General features: G+C 51.0%; 18 protein-coding genes. 9 read left to right on the forward strand and 9 right to left on the reverse strand.

All coding sequences use genetic code 11. The annotated features are described in order from the left end of the window. Positions 1 to 7: 7 nt before the first annotated feature. Genes GKA01_RS11250 through GKA01_RS11265 form a run of 4 tightly spaced genes read left to right on the forward strand, consistent with a single transcriptional unit; the run spans position 8 to position 4090 of the window. Positions 8 to 1486: a class I SAM-dependent DNA methyltransferase gene (locus tag GKA01_RS11250; RefSeq protein WP_146862999.1), complete on the forward strand. Its 1479-nt coding sequence runs from the start codon at positions 8 to 10 to the stop codon at positions 1484 to 1486. Further along, positions 1486 to 2799 carry a restriction endonuclease subunit S gene (locus GKA01_RS11255; RefSeq protein ID WP_228120038.1) on the forward strand — a complete coding sequence of 438 codons (1314 nt, stop codon included), beginning with the start codon at positions 1486 to 1488 and terminating at the stop codon, positions 2797 to 2799. Before GKA01_RS11250 ends, GKA01_RS11255 begins: the two co-directional genes overlap by 1 nt. Continuing rightward, positions 2796 to 3152, forward strand: a complete 357-nt coding sequence (locus tag GKA01_RS11260; RefSeq protein ID WP_146863005.1) for a hypothetical protein — start codon at positions 2796 to 2798, stop codon at positions 3150 to 3152. The genes GKA01_RS11255 and GKA01_RS11260 overlap by 4 nt, the downstream gene beginning before the upstream one ends. Before the next feature lie 8 nt (positions 3153 to 3160). After that, positions 3161 to 4090 (forward strand): restriction endonuclease, encoded by a 930-nt coding sequence (locus GKA01_RS11265; RefSeq protein WP_146863008.1) that lies wholly within the window; start codon positions 3161 to 3163, stop codon positions 4088 to 4090. Positions 4091 to 4180: 90 nt separating this feature from the next. Here the strand turns inward: GKA01_RS11265 and GKA01_RS11270 are convergent, their stop codons facing one another. Further along, complete coding sequence (locus tag GKA01_RS11270; RefSeq protein WP_146863011.1) at positions 4181 to 5827, reverse strand: hypothetical protein; 1647 nt, start codon at positions 5825 to 5827, stop codon at positions 4181 to 4183. Positions 5828 to 6264: 437 nt separating this feature from the next. Next, a complete protein-coding gene (locus GKA01_RS11275) occupies positions 6265 to 7980 on the reverse strand; it encodes a tyrosine-type recombinase/integrase (protein WP_371859273.1) in 1716 nt (571 codons plus the stop codon). A gap of 304 nt (positions 7981 to 8284) precedes the next feature. Here GKA01_RS11275 and GKA01_RS11280 point away from each other — a divergent pair, with 304 nt between their 5' ends. Continuing rightward, on the forward strand, positions 8285 to 8527 hold the full coding sequence (locus GKA01_RS11280; protein WP_146863014.1) for an AbrB/MazE/SpoVT family DNA-binding domain-containing protein: 243 nt from the start codon (positions 8285 to 8287) through the stop codon (positions 8525 to 8527). Further along, positions 8524 to 8868: an endoribonuclease MazF gene (gene mazF / locus GKA01_RS11285; protein WP_146863018.1), complete on the forward strand. Its 345-nt coding sequence runs from the start codon at positions 8524 to 8526 to the stop codon at positions 8866 to 8868. Before GKA01_RS11280 ends, mazF begins: the two co-directional genes overlap by 4 nt. Positions 8869 to 9201: 333 nt before the next feature. On the opposite strand, the gene GKA01_RS11290 is transcribed toward mazF, so the two are convergent. From GKA01_RS11290 to GKA01_RS11305, 4 genes are all read right to left on the reverse strand, one after another. After that, positions 9202 to 9636 carry a DUF488 domain-containing protein gene (locus tag GKA01_RS11290; RefSeq protein WP_146863021.1) on the reverse strand — a complete coding sequence of 145 codons (435 nt, stop codon included), beginning with the start codon at positions 9634 to 9636 and terminating at the stop codon, positions 9202 to 9204. Next, positions 9633 to 10250, reverse strand: a complete 618-nt coding sequence (locus tag GKA01_RS11295; protein ID WP_167506365.1) for a DUF488 domain-containing protein — start codon at positions 10248 to 10250, stop codon at positions 9633 to 9635. Before GKA01_RS11295 ends, GKA01_RS11290 begins: the two co-directional genes overlap by 4 nt. Before the next feature lie 4 nt (positions 10251 to 10254). Further along, on the reverse strand, positions 10255 to 10980 hold the full coding sequence (locus tag GKA01_RS11300; protein ID WP_146863027.1) for a dual OB domain-containing protein: 726 nt from the start codon (positions 10978 to 10980) through the stop codon (positions 10255 to 10257). Between the two features lie 287 nt (positions 10981 to 11267). Then, positions 11268 to 12644 carry a DUF6538 domain-containing protein gene (locus tag GKA01_RS11305; RefSeq protein ID WP_146863030.1) on the reverse strand — a complete coding sequence of 459 codons (1377 nt, stop codon included), beginning with the start codon at positions 12642 to 12644 and terminating at the stop codon, positions 11268 to 11270. A 563-nt stretch (positions 12645 to 13207) separates the two neighbouring features. On the opposite strand from GKA01_RS11305, the gene GKA01_RS11315 reads away from it, so the two are divergent. The 3 genes from GKA01_RS11315 to GKA01_RS13855 all read left to right on the forward strand — a co-directional run bounded on the left by GKA01_RS11315 (position 13208) and on the right by GKA01_RS13855 (position 16177). Beyond that, positions 13208 to 13642, forward strand: a complete 435-nt coding sequence (locus GKA01_RS11315; protein WP_167506366.1) for a tautomerase family protein — start codon at positions 13208 to 13210, stop codon at positions 13640 to 13642. A 224-nt stretch (positions 13643 to 13866) separates the two neighbouring features. Continuing rightward, positions 13867 to 14274, forward strand: a complete 408-nt coding sequence (locus tag GKA01_RS11320) for a plasmid mobilization protein (RefSeq protein WP_146863036.1) — start codon at positions 13867 to 13869, stop codon at positions 14272 to 14274. A gap of 31 nt (positions 14275 to 14305) precedes the next feature. After that, the gene (locus tag GKA01_RS13855; protein ID WP_228120032.1) at positions 14306 to 16177 is read left to right on the forward strand and encodes a hypothetical protein; all 1872 of its coding nucleotides are present in this window, start codon (positions 14306 to 14308) and stop codon (positions 16175 to 16177) included. 288 nt (positions 16178 to 16465) lie between these two features. On the opposite strand, the gene GKA01_RS11330 is transcribed toward GKA01_RS13855, so the two are convergent. The 3 genes from GKA01_RS11330 to GKA01_RS11340 are packed head-to-tail and all read right to left on the reverse strand — an operon-like array spanning position 16466 to position 20993. Further along, positions 16466 to 17629 (reverse strand): phosphorylase family protein, encoded by a 1164-nt coding sequence (locus GKA01_RS11330; protein ID WP_146863039.1) that lies wholly within the window; start codon positions 17627 to 17629, stop codon positions 16466 to 16468. Continuing rightward, complete coding sequence (locus GKA01_RS11335) at positions 17626 to 18072, reverse strand: response regulator (RefSeq protein WP_146863042.1); 447 nt, start codon at positions 18070 to 18072, stop codon at positions 17626 to 17628. The genes GKA01_RS11330 and GKA01_RS11335 overlap by 4 nt, the downstream gene beginning before the upstream one ends. Then, entirely contained in the window at positions 18072 to 20993 is a 2922-nt protein-coding gene (locus tag GKA01_RS11340) for a hypothetical protein (RefSeq protein WP_146863046.1), read from the reverse strand. Before GKA01_RS11340 ends, GKA01_RS11335 begins: the two co-directional genes overlap by 1 nt. Positions 20994 to 20995 lie beyond the last annotated feature (2 nt).

Raw genomic sequence — 20995 nt, forward strand, 5'->3', positions numbered from 1 at the left:
CTGACGTATGAACCCCGCTGCCGATCTGGTGAACAAGCTCTGGCGCCTTTGTGCCTTGCTCCGCAAGGATGGCGTCACCTACCAGCAATACGTCACGGAACTGACCTATCTGCTCTTTCTGAAAATGGCGTCCGAGCAGAAGGACGAGACGCGTATTCCCGCGCAATACCGCTGGAACACCCTGAAAAGCGCGAACGAAACCGAAGTTCTCAAACTCTATCGACAAGCCCTGATCGACCTTGGAGACGGGGAAAAAGTTTCTGACCGCGCCATCGTCTCCATTTTCCAGAATGCCGCGACCATCGTGCGTGATCCGGCGAACTTGCGGAAGCTGATCAACGCGATTGATGAACTGCACTGGTTCACGGAAGAGCGAGATTCCTTCGGCGACGCCTATGAAGGCCTGCTCCAGCGTATGGCTGAAGAGACCAAACGCGGCGCCGGTCAGTATTTCACCCCCCGCGCCCTGATCGACGTCATGGTCCGTCTGATGCAGCCGGAAGCAGGCGAGATCATCGAAGACCCGGCCTGTGGCACCGGCGGCTTCCTGATTGCCGCCAATCTGCACATGAAAGCCGAAACGGACGATTACTTCACCCTGTCTCCCAAACAGCAGGCCTTCCAGCTTCAGGATGCGTTGCGCGGCGTCGAGAACGTCCCCGACACCTATCGCCTGCTGCTGATGAACCTCTATCTGCACAGCATTGACCCGAACAACGTCCTGCTCGGCGACACGCTCAGTCCGACCGGTGCACGGGCTCAGTTCAAAAATGTCGATCTGATCCTGACCAACCCCCCTTTCGGTCCCGCAGGTGGTCCGCCGACACGCGACGATCTGACGATCACCTCGGCCGTCTCCTCCTACCAGCTTCCCTTCGTGGAACACTGCATTCGCGCCCTGAAGCCGGGCGGCCGCGCCGCCGTTATTATCCCGGATAACGTGTTGTTCGATGACGGGCGCGGCAAGGCTCTGCGCAAAATGCTGATGAACTGGTGCGACCTGCACACGATTTTGCGCCTGCCCGTCGGCATCTTCTACGCGCAGGGCGTGAAAACAAACGTGCTGTTCTTCACCCGTTCGGAAGACGAGGCGCCGGTCACGGACGCCACGAAAGCCGTCTGGATCTACGATGCCCGCTCCGGCGCGCCCTCCTACGGCAAGACCAACCCGTTCCGCATCAGCGATCTGGATGACTTCGTCAAAGCCTTCGGCTCGGACCGTAATGGACGTGCAAAACGCAAGGATCAGGGCGAGGAAGGCCGCTTTCGGCGCTTCACGCGCGAGGAGATCGCGGCAAGAGGCGACAACCTCGATATCACCTGGCTGAAAGACACCACCGATCAGGCCGAAGACGGGCTGGAAACGCCGGAGGATATCGCCGCTGCTATTGAGGGGCACCTGAAATCGGCGCTGGAAGAGATAGCGGCACTGATGGTGGAACTTGAAGGCAATGCGGTGGATGCTGAGGCGGAGGCAGCGGAGTGATGTTGCCAAAGGGGTGGAAAAGCATCGCACTAAGCGAACTACAAACAAAGACGCCTTCTGTCGATCCAAGGCGCTATCCAACGGAAATGTTCGATCTTTTTAGCGTGCCGTCTTATACTTCTGACGCGCCAGAATGCGTTACTGGTGACAAAATAGGAAGCGTAAAGCAAGAAGTTCAAAGTAATGACATTTTGCTTTGCAAGATTGTTCCGCATATACGACGCGCATGGAGTGTTCCGCAAAGAACACAGCGAAGGCAAATTGCGTCCGGCGAATGGATTGTCTTCAGAAGCGATTATATAAATTCCCAATATCTTAGAAATTTTCTAATTTCAGACGGCTTTCATGAGCAATTTATGCATACCGTTTCTGGCGTCGGTGGCTCGCTTATGCGAGCTCGACCGTCTGAAGCAGTAAAAATTTCATTCCCGCTTCCCCCTCTCGCCGAACAACGCCGCATCGTCGCCAAACTGGACAGCCTGACCGCCCGCATCGCCCGCGCCCGGGCAGAGTTGGAGCGTGTCCCTGTTCTCATAGAGCGGTATAAAAAAAATCTTCTGAAAAGAGCATTTGCAGGAGAATTGACAAATAAATGGCGTCTGATGAATGGCGTTTCTGAAATTGAAATGACCCCTTTATCCGATGTTTGTACAAGCATTACAGATGGCGATCACCAAGCTCCTCCCCGTGCAAAACATGGAGTGCCCTTTATTACGATTTCTGCCATGAATAATGGCGAAATAGATCTTTCCAAGGCGACCCGATTTGTCCCGTCAAGTTATCTTGACGCTCTTAAAGATTCTCGCAAAGCAAAAACAGGAGATGTTCTTTTTTCTGTCACTGGCTCAATCGGTATTCCTGCGGTAGTCAAGCATGAATGCCCATTCGTTTTTCAACGTCATATTGCCATCCTGAAGCCGGACACCAAACGTGTTTCAGGTCTTTTTCTCAAATTGATGCTTCAGTCGCCCGATGTACAAGTTCAATGCGCTGCAGTCGCTACGGGGACGGCCCAACTAACTGTTCCTTTGAATAGATTGCGCAATTTCCTTATCCCATTACCCACGATTGCAGAACAAATCGAAGTCATTCGTCTCGTTGAATCTACCTTCAAACGGCTTGAACGGATGCAAGAAGATTATGTTGACGCTGATCATCTTCTATCAAAGTTAGAATCCTCCCTTCTCGCCAAAGCCTTCCGGGGCGAACTCGTCCCACAGGATCCGAACGACGAACCCGCCAGCGTGTTGCTCGACCGTATCCGGGCCGAACGTGCTGCGGATACGAAACCGGGACGGAAACGCCGGGCATGACCGACGAACCGTTGCTGCCGCCGGACAAATGGCTCGCCATGGGTGGAGACCTGACAAACTGCCTGTGGGACAGCACCGGCGATCTGGCGTTTTACGAGGATCTTCCGATCACCGATGCGCTCAAGGCACGTCTGGAAGCATGGGAAAGATGGGCAGGCGACTATGAGGACTTTTTGCCACGCGAAAAGCGAGCGCCTTTCGATCTGAAGGGCTTCACAGCCTCGGGCCTCGAAATCGCGCGTGCCCTGAAAGCGGAACTTCCCGACTGGACCATCATCTATCGCGACGAGTTCAGATGGCAGTACCAGAAGGAACTCGGGCTCACACCCGCCGAATGTGAATACGAGGTTTGATCCAACTCATGGCCATTCCTGATTACCAGTCTCTCATGCTCCCCGTCCTGCGCCTCGCCGCTAAAGGCATGCGTCGCGTGCCAGAAGTCGCGGAGGCGATTGCGGACGAGTTTGCGTTGTCATCGGAAGACCGGGCTGCACTCCTTCCGAGCGGCACGCAAAGATTGCTACCCAACCGCGTTCATTGGGCCAAGACATATCTGATGAAGGCGGGTCTGCTGTCTTCTCCCGCGCGGGGACAGTTCATTATCACGCCGGCGGGTAATGACCTTATTGCCTCCAACCCGTCTGCCATTACGCGCACCATGCTCGAGCAGTATCCGTCGTTCGTCAGCTTTGTAAGTGGCAAGCCAGAGGGAACTACGGAACAGACAACCCTATCCCTAACGACCGATGCTACTGCGGCAGACAACCAGACGCCCGAAGAGCGAATTGAAGCAGCTCATACGGAACTGATGTCCGAGCTGCGCTCGGACCTTCTGGAACAGATCCTGCAACAGAGTCCCGCTTTCTTTGAACAACTGATCGTCGATCTGCTGGTCGCGATGGGTTACGGGGGCAGCCACGAAGATGCGGCAAAACGCCTTGGCGGCACGGGGGACGGCGGCGTGGACGGTGTGATTAACGAAGATCGCCTTGGGCTGGATCGGATCTATGTGCAGGCGAAGCGTTATGCCGCTCATGTCAGTGTCGGGCGCCCCGACATACAGGCGTTTGTTGGCTCGCTTGTGGGGCATGGATCGAACAAAGGCGTATTTGTCACCACCTCATCCTTCAGCGCCCCGGCAATGGACTTCGTCCGCCATCTGAGCCAGCGCGTCATTTTGATCGATGGAGCAACCCTGGCCGACCTGATGATTGAACATGGCGTGGGTGTTCGTGTCAGCCGCGCGGTAGAGATCAAGAAGCTCGATCTAGATTTCTTCGATCCGGGCTGAACGATCTTGCGTAGTAGGTGTGTATGTCTGGTTTATTGAACTCCAAGCACAAACTGGCAATTCCGTAATCCCCCCTGGCCCCACCAGTCATCAAGGCTCTGGATTGTGATGCCGACCAATCGAGCGGGAGCTGTTTGGCGTGTGTGACACAGGTGCCGTCGCGTCCCTTTTGTTAAATGCAGCCATCGCGTCCAGAGATTGACGTAACTGCCCCTGCTGCTTCAGGTCTCTGATGGTGTTTCTGACAGTGTCGGGAAGTGCTTTTGGAGGCCGTGCGACGTCAAGTAACGCAGTGATATGTTCTTCAGCATGATCTTTTTCAGGCTGACGCTCGTCGTGCCATTTCTCAATAACACGTGCACGCTGCTGCTCCGCTTCCCGACAACGGTCTTTAATCCAATCACGTCGGGTTTTCTCGCTGAGTAAAGTCTGAAGCAGCTCTTGCCTGTTCTCCAGATACTGTTGGCGGCTCATTTCCTGTTCCATAGGAACCGGGATCTGAAGCGGCGCAGGTTTCCGGCTGCTTAGTCCGAGATGATAGAGGATAAATTCGACCACATAGCGCAGGATCTCAGCCAGCTGGGCTAAAGCCTGCTGGAGCTGCTTTTCAGCTTCCGAAATTTTCCTCTGTCTTGAGAAAACCCATTGCTGGGCCTCAAGATCATTCAGGTCTTTGCGTGCCTGAAGAACTGCATGATTGGCGTTTCTGAGCCTTTTCCAGCCGTCTTGCATCATCAGGATTATGCAGTGTGTCTGAATGTCCAAAGGACTTTCCGGCCCATAGCGTTTTTCCAAGGGATGTCTTGCATTCAGAACCGCCCGTGCGGCTTGCGTCTCTCGTTTCCAGTCTTTCAGATAGATCTGAAAGCCTTCGCTGAGTTTTTCCGTATCCAAAGGTGAGGCAATGGACGGGAGGTGCCTTTGTATGGCTTTCACTTCGGCCTGAGCACGCTCTGCAAGTCTCTGTCTTTGCGGCTCTGACAAAAGCGATGGTTCGGTCCAGAGCAGCTCTTGTTCCGCCTGATTGACAGAAGCTCTTTGCTGACGTCGAAGATCGGAGCGTTTTAGCCGTCGTGCGACGGGACGTAAGTCAATCGCAGCATGGATTGTGGCCTCTTTCTCTAAAAGCTCCCGGAAATCCTTCATTCTGACTTTCGTCAGCCGCGTGAAGGAACCGATCAGCATTCCGTCACGGGTCTCAATGATATGAGTATTCCGACGCCCGTCTGTGCGATCCCCTGATCTCATACGCCAGTTCTTGGTGGCTAACAGATTTCGAAAGGCTGTCAGGTCATTGTCTGAGGCTTGCCAGAAGCTCAGGATTTCGCGCCTGGCTGTCGGGAGGTCAAAATCTTGCCGCTCCGTTATCCTGCGAGCTTGTGATGTATAGGCTGCAACCGGACGAACAGATTTGTCTTCAGGCACAAGGGCTATAATTTTGTCCGCAGCGTCGTGGTGACCTTCTGCTCTCAACGCCTTTGCGATAGCGTGATCATGCCGTTGTCGGCAATCTTCTCCTGTAATGCATCTGCTGCATTTTGCAGATCTTTGTATGGGGGGGGTCTGATCGAGTTCGGCATTAAAGAGGTCTAGCAGTTGTGCACCCGTGCCGAGCGTTTCTTCAGGCTTGAAATTCAGACAATCCGCAGAAAACCCAGCGCCGCAAAACAGAATACCACCGCCGTTGCGAGCTAGGTCGAGACGCCTTGCCAACTCATCCAAAGAGTTTAGTTCCATAGATCCTAACTCCTAAATTTGATTTTATTTCCAAAAACACTATATTTTCTTGCTTATATTTTCTCATAGAGATGTCGAGAAGCTTTGGTCGACGCAGTCCAGATGAGTTCGACATGCATGGATGGCCGATTATGTAATGATCGGACCCAAGGACAAAGACCTTATCGAAGGTCGGCTTTCAACATTTCTGCATGTCAATATCCATTTTGTGCGACTACACATCCAAAAGCGTTCTTCCTTCTTATTGTTCACCTCGGGGGCAAAGAGATTGTGATGCTTATGTCTGCTATATGGAGAGTTCTCCTAGGCATCTATGTCCGAGATGGAAGCGAAAGCAGCCGGTTTTCTTTTCTAACCACAACAAGAAATTAGTTCCTAAATGGTACTTTGTATCACGTGGGTTTTGCCGTGGAATAAAGGAAGAGACATTTGAGCCCTCATCCAAGAAGGGGGAGGTTGAAGGCGGTATACTGAATTGCTTCGACCGTTCTCTTCAGGTTCTGCATCTCAATGCCGCTCAGATATGTCGTCGCTCCTTGGCTCTTATGGCTGGCTTCATGTCCCAGTAGGGCATCAATCCAAAGCTCCCGAATATCGCTGTTCTGGTTTCGCAAAAGCGTCGAGACCGTATGCCGGAACCCATGGAATGTGACTGCTGGGGGAAGCTCCATCATCATTTTGTAGCGTGAGAAGGCCCGACTGAAGTCAGCACCACGATTGCCATCCGTTGATGTCTTCAACTCAGAGAAGAGATATTTCTCGCCCGTCTTCTGGACATTCAGAATGCCCCAGTCGAGTAAGGTGGAGTGGATGGGAACGAGGCGTTCTCCAGCCTCAGTCTTAGGCGACCAACTGTCTTCCGGATGGGCACAAATGCGGAAGCATAGAACGCCATCGATAGTCTCAATGTCCTCATTGCGCAGATTGCAGATTTCTCCCAGACGCATGCCGCTATACGCCGCGACCATCGTGATGCCTTTGAAAGTATCAGCAGGAATACTGCACAAGGGCCATGGCGTTTGCAGGAGTTTGTCCATCTCTTCTGCTGTCCAGGCGCGACGCGGGTTCTTCTTGGTCAGATTGAAGTCCCAATTTCCCCAAGGGTTTTTCTCAACCATGTCTCTTCGGAGTAGGTCGTTCCAAAGCGATGAGAGGCGCATAAAATGGTTTTTCACAGTCTTTGCGCTCAGCGTCGATACATCGTGAGATGCGGCTCTTTCGATTTCCTCTTGTAGAGAGAGGTTTTTGGTTTTGCCATGTGATGCTGGCAACGAGAATAAGACATCCCTGAAATCACCGGCGACTTTGCCATCGATGTTCCGTATCGACAGGTCTCCGAAAGCTTCGATGAAGAGCGCCACGGTTCTGCTGGTGTCTCTCTGAGTTTCGAGGCTTTTGGTAGGCTTGCTGTTCAAAAAGCGGTTAAGAGCCTCAGTGAGCAAAATGGCGGGCCGTGTCTTCGGTGTTGCGGTGACCTTTTTGGGCTTTGTCTCAGTTTCAGCAGTTGCAGGCACTGAAATCTCGGTTGCAGCACTCCGACTGTCGAGAGCCTTGGTGAAGGTGCTCAGAAGGGTGTCATGAAGACGCTTAATTTCGTTCTCGAGAACTTTTTTCTCAGCGGAATTGATATTGGCTGCTTCGATGAGCTTTCGTGTCATCGCTGTCATATGATTCTGGCTGTCGAGCGCGACGGCAATGACTTTTTCGATGCCCGCGCTCAAAACACGGACGTCGTGAGCGTGTTGCATCACGCTTTTGTAGTATTTGATTTGTCCGGCCATCTCAGCAGATGAGATGTCATTCTTTCGAATGGTCTCCTGTGTTGCCAACATGTCTTTGTATTTTTTCAGCAAAGCCCGATAGACGTCGTCTTTAGTTTTGAAGCCGTGCTTCGTCATGAAGTCCGCGTTATCGTCCATGGGCATCACATTCATTTCAGAAGGCGGTTTGGAACGGCTCACGCTGCGAAGTCCTCTAAACACATCACTCGTCTGCGCATGCAGCTCTGCTGCGCGACGTCGGGCTTCAACTTTGCCTGCTGTTCCCAGCGAGATCCAGATCTCGTTTTTTCGAGAATCGGACGAAGTGCTTCGGGTACCACACGGCGAAAGTGGAATCGTGAACCAACTTGTTTGAGCACGAAGCTTCTCCAGATTTTGGAGAAGAGCTTTGGAGAACCAACCCGCAGATTGCGGGTCATATCCTCATATTTCCAATGAAATCAGAGAGTTATGTGGTGCGAGCTGCGGGACTCGAACCCTCACGCTCTGCAAAGCACCAAGCAGACAACACACTGAAAACGAACGACAATTTCAGCCGTTACCGTCCTTCAAGGTTGGTAATCCCGTACAACCTGCGGGCAACCCGGTGGAGCAGTCAAGCTGCGCGAAAGACATTGCCCTTAAGTCGGAGAATGAAGTAGATACATCGTATAAACTTTTCGCTTTGGAGGCTCCTATGCAGGGTATCGTCAGAAAATGGGGAAACAGCGCTGCTGTCCGTCTTCCTGCCTCTGTGCTGGAGGCTGTCAGTCTAAAGGTTGATCAGGCTGTGGACGTCCGTGAAGAAGACGGACGGATTATCATCGAGCCTGTTCGTGCTACGGCTCTCAGCCTGGAGGCTTTGGTGTCTGGTATTACTGAGAGCAATCGACATGAAGAAGCCAGCTATGGACCTGCTGTCGGTGGTGAAGTCTGGTGAGTGGTAAGAGTAAAGCCTCGTGGGTTCCAGATTGCGGAGATATTGTCTGGCTTGAGTTTGACCCACAGGCAGGAAGAGAGCAGGCGGGGCACCGTCCTGCTGTTGTGCTCAGTCCTGCCAGCTACAACGCCAAGGCAGGCATGATGCTGTGTTGTCCGACGACCACGAAAATTAAGGCCTATCCGTTTGAAGTAGCCATCGCTGGTAAGACGGCGAGTGTCGCTTTGTCTGACCAGGTCAGAAGCCTTGATTGGCGTGTTCGGAATGCGAAGCTCAAGGGGAAGGTAACGCCGGAAGAACTGGAAGCCATCCGTCAACGCGTTCGGCTTTTGGTCGGCTGAAAAGCCGAGAGTTTTTCTAGGGTTTAGAAGGCGAAAGAACGCGGGAGCCAGCAGTGCTCAATGGCTACCCATTGAGCAGCAGGCAAGGGGGAATGCTTCCCCCGTTGACCCCCTTGGTTTTTTGAAATCCGTTCCGTTTGGGGATAAACAGAACGTCCGGCTTTGGAGGTAATCGTTCAAAGCTGGGCATTCTGATGCAATCAGAACAGCAGCATAACATCATACAAGCCGCTTTATATCTTCACCAGGGCAGCATATGATAAAATACATTCTTATAATCATGCATAAAAATAGACGCAGTGTTTATCTTCTGACTACGTATTTTTCCTTTAATTAAAGATGTTGAATCGTCACCCCAGTCATTGCTTCCGAAAGGTATTCTGCCGCCAGCCTCCTGTGGCAGTGCTCAGGCGTTGCTTCACTGCAAAGTAAGCAAACATGATCGAGATTGGTGTGCGCCATATGATGCTCTACTTTACGGTTGGATAGAAGTTCCAAATATCGTCGAGCATACTCATTCCATCCAATTTCTTTTTTTCTATAAGAAGACAAAATATCTTCTGTAGGAGCTAGAATATGTTCTACTGAATATTCGATTGATCCAATTTTTTCTAAAAAAAACTTTAGATCATCTTCTTTGGCGAAGCCAGAAAGCTGAGATGAACGATTAATTCGCGTATCAATAACCCGTCTGATCCGTGAGTGCTCGAGTCGACCAAAGAAATTCCTAGCTTTACTTTTTGTGAAGCCAATAGTGAATAATTTCATTCATCCTCTCCCTGCTTTTTATCGTTGTCAGGCTCTCGATAAGCGATTGCACGACCTTGTCGCTCATAGGCCAAAGATACTGATTTTTCCCAGTCTTTTGGAACTCTAAAAAGTGGAGGAGGGGCCGAATTATGATATTGAACTAAGCGCTCGTCGAATTGATCCTGTGTCTCGATTTTCCCGTCCGTATGGATATGCGAGATGACCGTCCGCAAATCTGGCAAGTTCCGACAGATCAGTAGAGCCCGGTGGCATTCGATTGGATCACGCTCCGAGCATACAAGTGCCAAATTTAATTGTTTAACCCCTAATCTCAGTCGCTCAAGCCCTTTTTTGAATGGCTGGGTTGCAGCTATTCTTTCGTAAGTTGCTTGGCTTCCTACATAGCAGGTGCGATCCTTCGGTCTCGCCCCTAGTTGGTCTCCCATGAATGCATATTTTATGTCTGATTCATTAAGAAAAGCTCGAAATGGCCCTCTCGAGAAATCAGGTTTGTAGGTTGAGTAGGGTGAGGACCTCACATCGCATACAACGTTCACATCGTTTGCTTGCAGGAGTTTTACGAACCCAGCGCTATCTAATCCTGAATATCCAATGGTGAAAAGTTTACTCATTTTATCATTGGTCCGGAAAAATAATACCATTTACTTGCACGTAGCACCTTTTTGGATTGTAATTATTATTAGTTCCAGCCCAAGGACGCGCAAGTCCTAGCCGAAGCGCAATCGGTTGTACGACGCTTGAGCATGCCAACCTGTTTTTTAAGCATTCTATGCCAGTACTTATTTCTTCATAACTCTTGGTAACTAAGTCGGTTATTTTTAGGTTGTGCCAAATACTATTTTTATCCAAATAAGAAACCTGTATTTTTCCGAATGATTCTTGGATTTTAATCTCTCTACGGGGAAGCATGATGCAGCCAAGAGACCGGCAGCAGGTACCTGCCACAACGTATTTATTCTCGATCAGGTTGTTATCAAATATGCTCTCTATATCGTTATATGCTGTTTCATGACAGGCCTCATAAAGATCATGTTGAGAAACCTGCCCAAGACAATTTACCTGAGAGACTCGAAAGTCCTCACTGGCGTGGGGATAATCTGGATGTCCTTGGTTGGCAGAGACGAATGAAAGAACGTTACCTACGCGCATGTATCCGTTTGTAACCCATTTTGTCTCTTCCCAATTCGTGCCATCTCCTTGAAGGGGCCGGACCATAGTTCCCACATGAATATCCAACCCAGCCGCACATATAAGGCCACCAGACATTCGAGTTACCTCGGTAATGAGGACTTGGCGCTCGCCATTAATCCGATAGTCTTCCCTCAGTCTTTCGAGACCCATTTTCTCTTTCCTATCAGATATCCATATGCCCGCAGTTAGTTATTGTAGAAGACAATATAAGTCTTGCCTATGCAATAGGTTAATAAGAGATGGAGAAAAACTCGTCGTAACTCAGTAGGCGCACGTCTGTTTTTGTCAGGATTGATGAAGATTGGGATGTCTTGAAAGAAGGCGGAAGCGGCCATCAGAGAAGGGCTTATTTTTTCTCTCGGTTAGGGGTTCAACGGGGATGCAATCCCCCTTGCCAGATGCTTAATGGGTAGCCATTGAGCACTGCTGGCTCCCGCCTAACTCCAGCCTTTTCTGAAGATGTCGTCGGGATAGATAATGGCCTCGACGGTCTGTTTGAGATTGGCCGTCGTAATGCCGCTGAGATAGGTCGAAGTGCCTTGGCTTTTATGGGTTGCCTCGTGGCCCAAAAGCCTATCAATCCAGATTTCCCGAATATCGGCTGAAGCGTTTCGCAATTGCGTGGAGACGCTGTGTCGAAACGAATGGAACGTAATTTCCGCAGGCAGCCCAAGGCGGGTTTTCATGGTCGAGAACGACCGCCCGAAGACTGTCCCTCGAACACCGTCCTTCGACGTGTTGAGTCCGGGAATGAGATAGGGGCCGTCCACTGTGTCTTTCAGGATGAGAAGTCCCGCCTCAATGAGTCTGGAGTGCACCGGGACAATTCGTGTTCCAGCGTCGGTCTTGGGTGACCATCCGCTGTCTGTGTGCGGCTGGATAACAAAGCAGGGAACGCCATCAATCGTTTGGAGGTCTTCTGTTCTCAGATGACAGATTTCCCCCAGCCTCATGCCTGAATAAGCCCCTATCATCGTGATAAGCCGGAATGTGCTTTCAGAGACAGAACTACTGCGCCAATCTCCTGTCATGAGGGTTTGCAATTCTTGAGTGGTCCAGCCCCTACGGATGGTTTTGGAGCCATTCTCAAAGCTCCATCCGGTCCATGGGTTCTTTTTGACTAATTCCCTTTGAAGTAACTGGTTCCACAGGGCTGAGAGCCGCATCATGTGGTTCTTCACGCTCTTGCCGCTCAGGGTGGGGCGTTCGTCTTCTCTGGCACGGTCTGCCTCCTCTGTGAGTGTGAGACTGCTTTTCCGCTTTCCGAGGGATGCGGGCAGGGAAAACAGCAAGTCCCGGAAGGCTCTGGCCTTCTCTCCTCCGATGATAGAAACAGGCGCATCTCCAAAGGCTCGCAGGAACAGCTCTACGGCTCGCTGCGTCGCTTTTTTGGTATCGGCGCTGGCATGTGGGTTTTTGAGAACAAAACGCGTCAGAGCCTCAGACAGAAGCAAGGGTTGGCGTTTACTTTGCATCTTGGGAGCCTTCCGCATGTTCTGCGGTCGTAGTCTCGGTTTTGAGGCGGGCAAAGGTATCGCTTCAATGCCTATCGGTGCTTCGAGCAAGCGATGTAGGTCCTTCAGTGCGTCCCGCACGTGCGGGACAGCGTGTCGCTCCTGTCCCTCAGTCAAAGCCCGAGAGGTCTCGTCAAAAAGTTCGGTCGTTCTTGCATGCAGCAACGAAGCCCGTTTGCGGGCTTCGCTCTGATAGCCTGTTTTTAAAGAAACCCAGATTTCCCGCTGGTCCAGAACACTACGAAGGGCAGGGGGGACGATTCGGCGAAAGTGATAGGTGGTGCCGCGAATACGGAGCATGAGACGTCCTTCGGTGGGGAAGGACGGTGGAGCAAAGGATACCTTTGCCCCATTCAGGCCGAAAAACCGTTCATTTCCGGGAAGTCTGTGGTGCGAGCTGCGGGACTCGAACCTAGTGTTGCGGGACGCGTCCCGCACACAAACCGTTGAAAATACGTCGAAAACGCCGACGCCAGTCTTTCCATTGCCATATACTCGTCGTGAGTCTGGCAGACATTCTGGTAACGTCAAGACGCCATGAAAGCGATATGAGCTGCACGTGTTTGGACGACTGGAAGCTCATCAGAGGGAAGGGGGCTGAGATGCCGGAAGACAACGATAAGGACGTTTGGGAGCCTTCGCGCAAAAGCCAGGAAGAGGCTTTGCAGTCCCTGAAAACGATAGGCCGGAAGTTACCCGCTGATTTTCGTTTTGAACGTCCTCAAGACCAGGAGCGTTGAGAGCCGCCAATTGTCTTCACCGGCATGTGACGGCAGCAAAGCTGTGAGGGTATCGTCTCGCAGTTTAACGTTCGGTCCGAAGTTCCAGCGCCTTTCTGTGCTGTGTTGATGTCAGGACAAACGATGCCCCTTATTTATATCAATTACCCGGTTGGAACCTTCAGCAAAGAAAAACAGGACGGTTTGGCAGAGACGCTGACCACTATCGCCCTCGATGCGGAACAACTGCCCGACACGCCTTTTGTTCGGAGTACGACCTGGATTTATTTTCGAGAATACGCCGAGGGCATGGTTTATCACGGTGGCAAAACAGATGGTCGCAATGTGATTGGCATTGAGGTCAATGCATTCGAAGGCGGCTTTGACACCGCCGCCAAGCAAAAACTGTTTGCCGGGTTTACAGACGCTGTCCGCGAAGCAGCTGGTTTGGCCGCTGATGATTTGGTGCCTGTCTATATTGTTCTACGGGATGTTCCCCCTGAAAATTGGGGTGTGTTTGGACAAACAATTTCATTGAATGACCTGCGTTATCCACCAGAAAATGCTGAGCCCGTTTAAGGGGCGTTTTCAGTCAAACGATGGGAAGAAATAATAAAACGCGAAGTATTTTGATTTTTCTTCTGTCGTTTTCTGAAATCTGATTTCTGAATTGCTATCCTGTTTTCTGAGGTTCTTTTGAGCTGAGCCAGCAGTGTTCCGTGGCTACCCACGAAACAGCTGGCAAGGGGGAGTACCTCCCCCGTTGACCCCCTCAAACGCAAAAGAAAACAGGATGCCCTGCTATGCCCGATGCTTCATCTCCATCCCGTACTCGGTCCTCTCGCCTCTCTGTTCGTGTCTCTCCGGATGAGCTTGAACGCTGGAACAATGCAGCGCATGCGCTTGGCCATGCCACAACGGCTGCATGGGTTCGGAGCTTGCTGCACGATGCAGAAGTTTCTCATCGCTCAGGCGGCGACATTGGTTCCGAGATCCGTAGCCTGCGAAGCGAATTGTCTCGTATCGGCAATAACCTGAACCAATTGGCTCATATGGCCCATCTTGGCGATGCTGCGGCTTGTGCCGACACACTTCAGCACATCGACCGCCTCAAAGACCGGACAGATAGTTTGCTGAAAACTCTGCGTCCTGCACGTATCCGCAGGGTTAAGCTTCCGTCGCATTCTGCTCCCGTGCACTTGGTGCACTGAACACACATCGGTCTTCGCAAGGTGCGATACGATGATTGTTCAAGAAACCAGAATTAAGAGCAGCAGCGGGCATCAGGCGGTTTCGCGTCATGTTCTCTCGGGAGCCAAGAACGAAGCCATCCGGCTCGTGTCTGGCGGTGACTATCTGCTCAAGGATTGGATGAAAGAAGCGAGGCGTGAGGGTATTCGGTACGGCCTGAGACACATCGCGTTTAATCCGTCTGAACCGATGACAGACCAGCAGCTCTCTGCCTTTGCGAAAGATATCTGCCGAGAACTGGGCGCTGATCCCGAACGCACAATCTTTGTGATTCATCAGAAGTGCGGGAAAACTCACGGGCACCTCCTGCTTCCCGAGTGGCAGGATTCTCATGTTCTCAGCAGCAAATTTTCGTGGGTCAGGTTGGAAAAGCTGGCCCGGCTGACGGAGATAAAGCTGGGACACGCTTTGGTGCCAGGCAGACATGACAAGGCTATCGTCAAAGCCCTCAAGGAGGCCGGGGAGTATGAAGCTGCCAGCAAAGTTAAAGCTCTTATTCCCGATGAAAAGACACTGCCTCCCGTTGCAGCTTACACGTCACAAGCAAGACGGATGGTGGAGCGGCAGGATTTTGATCTTCCCACTGCCCGACGTGAGATCATGGCGTTTTGGGAGAAGTCGGAAAATGACCTGAAGACGTTCCGCCGCCATCTTGTCGAGAAAAACTGGCGCATGCGACCGGGAGACCGCACGGACCGACGGCGGGACGCTCATGTCATTGAGACAGCTGAGGGTCTGCTGATCGGATCATTCACACGCCTGACAAAGGTCCGCCCAAAAGAATTTCGTCTTCTTCTGGAAGCAGAGGCGTCCAGGCCATCCCCTCTGGATCTTCGTCCTGTCGTGCAACGTCTGGAACAACAGGAAAGACGGCATCGTCAGCGGGCAGAGCGGAAACGTGCCGTGAAGGACCTGATCTGGGCGCCGCCAGCCTCATTGTCCGCCATGGATCGCCAGAGGCTCCATGAACAGGGCCGAAGAGAAGCGGCTGCGATCCGAAAGCGTCTGCCTGCTCTGACGTCTCTTCGATCTCAGGAACAGGGCTGCGAGGGGTTTCGGATCTATTTGAAAGACTGGAAGCAGGACATGCAGGCTGCCCGAAGCGTCCTGAATGCCCGGCATCCTCTGGAACGGCGCTATGGGCCGGACAGTCCGCTCGATATCCAGAGTGCGTGCATCGTGCGGATGATGAAAGAAGGATGGAGCAGACTGAAGCAGGCCCATCAGGCTGTTGAGCGGGCGCGACAGGAACTGGATGAATTGGAAGCCCGGAAAATCCTGTTCTCCCGGAAGAGGAGATTGTCTCAAGCAGAGGAGCAGTACCGCCAGGCGCTGGCTCAACTGGCCGAAATCCTGCGCTATCTCGTCCAGTTCATTTTGTACCACTTAGGACTGAGCAGTCAGAAGCCTGATCCGATCCAGTGTCCGGTTCCGATAGAACGGGAAGTGACATTGCAGGATTATCTGCAAGAGAGACGCGAGTTGCTTCAGACCCTGCTGGATGAGAAAGCCCGTCGCCTGTGGATCAAGGATCGCTGCCGAGAGGCGGAGCACAAACGGGCCCGGATAATTGCCGAATGGCATGCGGAGCGTGTGCCGGAATGTGAGCAGGCCCAGCAGAGCATTGCCAGGCTTGATCGCTTGCACCGGCTGTCATGGTCGCTTCCTGAGGAAGTTCGCATGGAAATCAGGGATTTGAAACGACAGGGGCAGCTTCAGATGGCCCTGCGGGAGCTGGAGCGTTTTTATGAAAGGGATGCCCCAGTATCGTCGACGCCTGCTCAACGCTCTGATGTCACTCGATGGTCTCAGATCACGCCATTGCAAAAAAGGACGTTACCGAACTCGTCTCTATCTCCATAGGAAGAAGGAGAGCATGCGACCGCTGATGTCTTATCTCAGAGATGGCGGCTTCGCGAAAGATAACATTATTAAGCGAAGCATGATGGGCTGGAGTTGGGACAAAGCGGATCCTGCTGGATAGTTCGAAAGTTCAATCTTTCCAAAGAGTGGCGTGCGGCGTCAAAGGCTCCTGAGTTTATAAATCTTGGGGACTAGATGTTCCTTCAATGGCTGCATCCGGACGGCTGCCATTATACCAACCGTTGATTGCTAAATTTTTTGAAGCAGCAGTCAGGTGGCCGATCTGTGTTATTGAAGATTTGGAGCAAGCAACGCATTGAGAGCTTTGACGATAAACCTAGCGGATAACACACATCCATATTCGTGATATCTGTCATCTTTGTTTTCGTCAGCTAGATCGACCACCGTCTTGGCTGCGAAGAATATCCCGCCTCCGTTAAAAAAGTCGTGGGCAGCAGCAAAAACTGAAGCAACCTCCATGTCCAGCGCTCCAACTTTTCGGCTTTGCAGCGCAATACTGCTTGCAACATCCTTATCTGACACAACCTGAGAGCCCGAAACCATGGGAGGCGTGAGGATCTTCCGCTGGGAAAGCTCAGAATGAAATAGTCCCTTCCTTATTGCCCGCGACATATCTCCGTTAGCCATCTGCTGTAGTTTTGTTTGCGCGTTGGGTGGAATGTGCGTCTGCACAAGTTCGGGCTTCAACCTTCCACCAACAATTTTTCCAGCCTGATAATTCCAGCTGATGTCGGGAACGATGAGGTCGCCAAGTTCCGACTCTCCTTCGATCCCACCGCAGATTCCACACATCGTGATCGCCTTGGGTCGAAACATCTCAGCCGCTTTAACCGTACCAATGGCCGCACTCACCAAACCGGCCCGTGGAAGTGTGACAGCAACGCCGCTCAGGGTTCCAATCTTGATGTCTCGGCAGTCTAGCCCAGTGACTGTCATAAAATTACCGAGACTGACATCGTCGCAGTGCTGCAGAGCCGCTCTTTCTTTTTCAAGGGCGCAGATGATCACGAAGTCCATGGGGGGGTTAACAAATTGCTCTTTAATTCGATTCGATAAAATTTTTCTCCAAGAGTCTCCATCATCGTATTCGATGACGGCAACGCCATGGCGAGCAAAGCTTTGCCGGGCGTCTTTAGCTATGTCCGAGTAGCCGGTCATAATTACCCAAGATGACAAGCGCGAACTTGCATGGTTTTCGATATGCTCGCACCATTGAGATGTCGCGTCCTGTGAATCTAAGGATCCTGTAATCTGAGGGAGAACCAGGTCCGCAATAATTAGATCGAAGTTTCCGCCGCCAAGAGCATGTATTGCTTCATTTATACTACGAACTTCTGTCACATTCGGCTGGCTCGGGTCGCAAGTCTCTACAATGAGCGTTCGTATCTTTTCGGACTTTAGTGCCTCATCCTCGATAATCAAAATATTCATGTGTTTGGCTCCAAAATATCGTGCAGTTGTGACTGCCACTTCCCATCGTCGGCGAACAAAATAACACCGTCGACATTGAAAATGTCATCAGCCTTCAGCGTTTCACGTAGCTTGCTGAGTGGAACGTGCTCTCGATTATATTCGACAGTTGGGTATTGGGTCATAATAATCACTCGCTCGGGACGGTCTTGAACAGACAAGTAGAGGAGGACATCGAGACCGCCCACTGGTTGCGAATAAATATCTGCAGAGCCAGCCTCGCCAGCGTGGCTTGGAATAGCCATGTCGAGTAGGACGATATCATATTGGTCTGCAACAAGACCATTCATGGCTTCTTGGAGCGAGGCTCCACGAGCGATCGGGGTTCCGCCCCGATATTTATCCACTTCTCTTGCTAGTTGACTAAATTTAAAGTTGTCGTCCTCGACTATAAATATTTTCATCAAACAATTCCTGTGAGAGGAAATACCACAGATACTTTTATTTCAGATGGAGAATCTTGACACTCTCTGTATTTGAAGTCCAACAGTGCTTTGTCCATTTGCATTTTTTGCAATTTTCTTGTTCCGCTCCATCCCTCGACTACGTCAGCACCGACAGGACCAGCGAGACCCGCTTTCGCCATCCGTGCGGCAGCCTTGGCACCGCTGTCGCCGGTTTTAGTCCGTGAAATTACGTCGATTGTGAGAATTCTCCTAAGATCGTGTTCATCGACCTGAGCAGATATTTCTAAGGTTCCTGGATGGTCGCCATGCTTTCCTGCATTCCGTACGATGACCGATAAAGCATCATACACATGATAGTAAACTCCGCCGCTGAGTTCAAATTTTGTGCCAATTAGACGAGGTTCAGGATTGAAATCTGGAAATTCTGCTCTTGTTTCTCGAAGAGTCACTTCGACAATATCACTGATTTCGGCGACGGGCGATATATTAGGCGGCTTGTGAAACCATGACGCGACGGTATTGAATCTATTTGCAAGCGCTATATTGACGGATTTTTCAAACCCAATTGCTTTTTGCTCCAATGCAGCGTGTTTCATTTTAAAAACGCCAAATTCCGAGCGGGCTTCTGCGATTGCATTTTGTACATGTCGAAGCTCTACTTCGAAAATATACCAACAATATTGTTCGACAATTAGTGACGCTGAGCCTTGGTCTGCTTGAGATTTCTCGTGCATCGTCTTGAGGCAAGCTAGAAGAATTTCCCATTTGTCCTTATTGTCGATCTCTGCGCTGATAACCGCTCCGCTAGGCGTCCCTTTCCCAGAAAAATGTAGGCGGGCGGTAATTGCCTCAATCGACTTCCGGAACGTTTCTAGCCATACTTCATATTGCGCCGTTGAAGAGGCACTAAGTTTATACTCTGCGGGCTCGGGAAGGGCGTCGAGAAGTGTTCCGCGAAGCGTACCATGTCGAATACGGCGGCCGAGATACGACGCGACGCCGAAGTCTGGATTTACACAGAATTCCCTATAACAATCTATGACTGCAAGAAGCGCTCGGACGTTGGGATCCCGATGTGCGGTCAGCTTCAGTTCCGAAAGCATTTTCTTTCCCTTGAAGTCGAAGCCCAATGGGATCGTAAATATCTCCTGGCGGATTAGGCCTGAAAAATCAGACAGTTTGGTCGAGTCGATCCACTGGCGGAAGCGAAGTGCATCGATGTTTAGTCGAGTTTCATTGATCTGGCCCCGGACAGCTGCGATTTTGCGATCAATTCGCAATTGCTTGGCTTTGTCTCGAGAGTTCTGATCCCCGGATATTCCCGCGTACCACTCAAGGACTTTTGCGCGGGTCTCATATACGCCCTCCGCCGTCTTAACCAAGAAAGGTATCTTGCTCAGCATCGTTTCATCTAAAAATAATACGAAATATGGTACGATTGCTGGGTCGAGTTGGTAAACAGATTTAATAAAAGAGACTATATCGCCATCATGATGACTTATAACATAATCCTGAAAGTCGTATTTGAATTGGAAATTATCTTTTGTGCTCGGGCTGTGTTCTCGCAGGAGGGTTTGGAGAATTAATCTAACAAACGGATCATTTGCACTTTTGGCACCGGCCCGGAGCGTGGAGGTAGAAAGAAGCCTATCGACTTCGATTGTGAGTCCCATCAAACCGCCTATGTCTTCCCGAGTCAATCCTGAGAAGTCTGGATTGCGCTCGGCAAGTTTGACCAGACCGCAGCTGCGCGAAAGGACACCTGCTGTCGCGTTGTTAAATATATTCGGCACGGGGTCGAAAATTTCAGACTGCGTCGGAACAAGATCGGCTATCGTAGCGACGCCATCGTAAAATTTTGACTCATACGCGTTAATGCCCGTCAAATCTCGTGCTCTCATCTCAGGGGTGTCGTAAAGCCGTTGAGTAGACGCACGAAAATTTCTGAAAGCTTCATTTTCCAAAAATGCTGGCGATGCTCGGAACGCGCTAAGATCTAAATGAGATTTCTCATCGCGGGGGAAGAGACCGAAGTCATAGTGAGCTGGTTGCAATCTTGCCCAAGTTTCCTCGATATCAGGATGAAATCGGATCTCTGAGGATATCACGCCGAGATCTCTATGGCATAGAATGTATAAAACAGCGTCCAGAAGGCTAAGATTGTAACTGGCGGCGATACCTTCCCTTGCGATTTCCGGAGAGAATGTGATGGGGCGAAAGCTGAGATATGAGATTTTCCGGGAGATTGTGGAACGTGGTGATAAACTTGAGAAATGTTCAAAGCCGGATTTGATGTCGAGGTATGAGAATTCAGCGCCGATTGAATCGGCGAGTGCCATCATTCCATAGTTTCTTTCGTTAATTCCATAACTGGCGAAGGTCCTTGTTGCCATTCTCCAGCATTCGGTATCTTTATTCCAGTGCCCAAGTATGAACGCAAGCTTTCGTGCTATACACAACGAATGCCCATATCGTTCGAAATTGAGTTCAAAGTTCGCGACAACTTCTTCATCATTATCGAGAAATATCGACCGATTGATCATACCTAACGATTGTATTGCACCCGCGATTGCGTCGCTGTTTAAATTTGCGCGCAGGACTATATAGGCCGCGCGCAAGTCAGCGCGAGGAGAAAAGACAAGATCCGGTGTGCCAAAGAATGGTGGTATTGTGATGGGGAATTCTTGATGCAAATTGATGTGATTGAAGAGCGGATCGTTACGCAAGAGCTCATCAACAATAGGGAGATCTGTAGCGGTGAGGCTGCTCATCAGATTCGAGAATGTAGCTCTCGGATTTGCCTCTTCGTTTTTTGCGAGAAGACCACGAAGTAAGTCGCGGGTCCGAGTGTGTTTGATATCTCGAATGGACATTTTATTGAACTGCCGGTCTTTATTTGTTGGTGTATTTTTAATCATGG

It is taken from the genome of Gluconobacter kanchanaburiensis NBRC 103587 (assembly GCF_007988905.1).
In the GTDB taxonomy this organism is placed as follows: Bacteria; Pseudomonadota; Alphaproteobacteria; order Acetobacterales; family Acetobacteraceae; genus Gluconobacter; species Gluconobacter kanchanaburiensis.

Excerpts from the sequence above, each read along its gene's own strand:
- GKA01_RS11250 (WP_146862999.1), top strand. The coding sequence starts at position 8 with ATGAACCCCGCTGCCGATCTGGTGAACAAGCTCTGGCGCCTTTGTGCC.
- GKA01_RS11255 (WP_228120038.1), top strand. The coding sequence starts at position 1,486 with ATGTTGCCAAAGGGGTGGAAAAGCATCGCACTAAGCGAACTACAAACA.
- GKA01_RS11260 (WP_146863005.1), top strand. The coding sequence starts at position 2,796 with ATGACCGACGAACCGTTGCTGCCGCCGGACAAATGGCTCGCCATGGGT.
- GKA01_RS11265 (WP_146863008.1), top strand. The coding sequence starts at position 3,161 with ATGGCCATTCCTGATTACCAGTCTCTCATGCTCCCCGTCCTGCGCCTC.
- GKA01_RS11270 (WP_146863011.1), bottom strand. The coding sequence starts at position 5,827 with ATGGAACTAAACTCTTTGGATGAGTTGGCAAGGCGTCTCGACCTAGCT.
- GKA01_RS11280 (WP_146863014.1), top strand. The coding sequence starts at position 8,285 with ATGCAGGGTATCGTCAGAAAATGGGGAAACAGCGCTGCTGTCCGTCTT.
- GKA01_RS11290 (WP_146863021.1), bottom strand. The coding sequence starts at position 9,636 with ATGAAATTATTCACTATTGGCTTCACAAAAAGTAAAGCTAGGAATTTC.
- GKA01_RS11295 (WP_167506365.1), bottom strand. The coding sequence starts at position 10,250 with ATGAGTAAACTTTTCACCATTGGATATTCAGGATTAGATAGCGCTGGG.
- GKA01_RS11300 (WP_146863027.1), bottom strand. The coding sequence starts at position 10,980 with ATGGGTCTCGAAAGACTGAGGGAAGACTATCGGATTAATGGCGAGCGC.
- GKA01_RS11305 (WP_146863030.1), bottom strand. The coding sequence starts at position 12,644 with ATGCTCCGTATTCGCGGCACCACCTATCACTTTCGCCGAATCGTCCCC.
- GKA01_RS11315 (WP_167506366.1), top strand. The coding sequence starts at position 13,208 with ATGCCCCTTATTTATATCAATTACCCGGTTGGAACCTTCAGCAAAGAA.
- GKA01_RS11320 (WP_146863036.1), top strand. The coding sequence starts at position 13,867 with ATGCCCGATGCTTCATCTCCATCCCGTACTCGGTCCTCTCGCCTCTCT.
- GKA01_RS13855 (WP_228120032.1), top strand. The coding sequence starts at position 14,306 with ATGATTGTTCAAGAAACCAGAATTAAGAGCAGCAGCGGGCATCAGGCG.
- GKA01_RS11330 (WP_146863039.1), bottom strand. The coding sequence starts at position 17,629 with ATGAATATTTTGATTATCGAGGATGAGGCACTAAAGTCCGAAAAGATA.
- GKA01_RS11335 (WP_146863042.1), bottom strand. The coding sequence starts at position 18,072 with ATGAAAATATTTATAGTCGAGGACGACAACTTTAAATTTAGTCAACTA.
- GKA01_RS11340 (WP_146863046.1), bottom strand. The coding sequence starts at position 20,993 with ATGATTAAAAATACACCAACAAATAAAGACCGGCAGTTCAATAAAATG.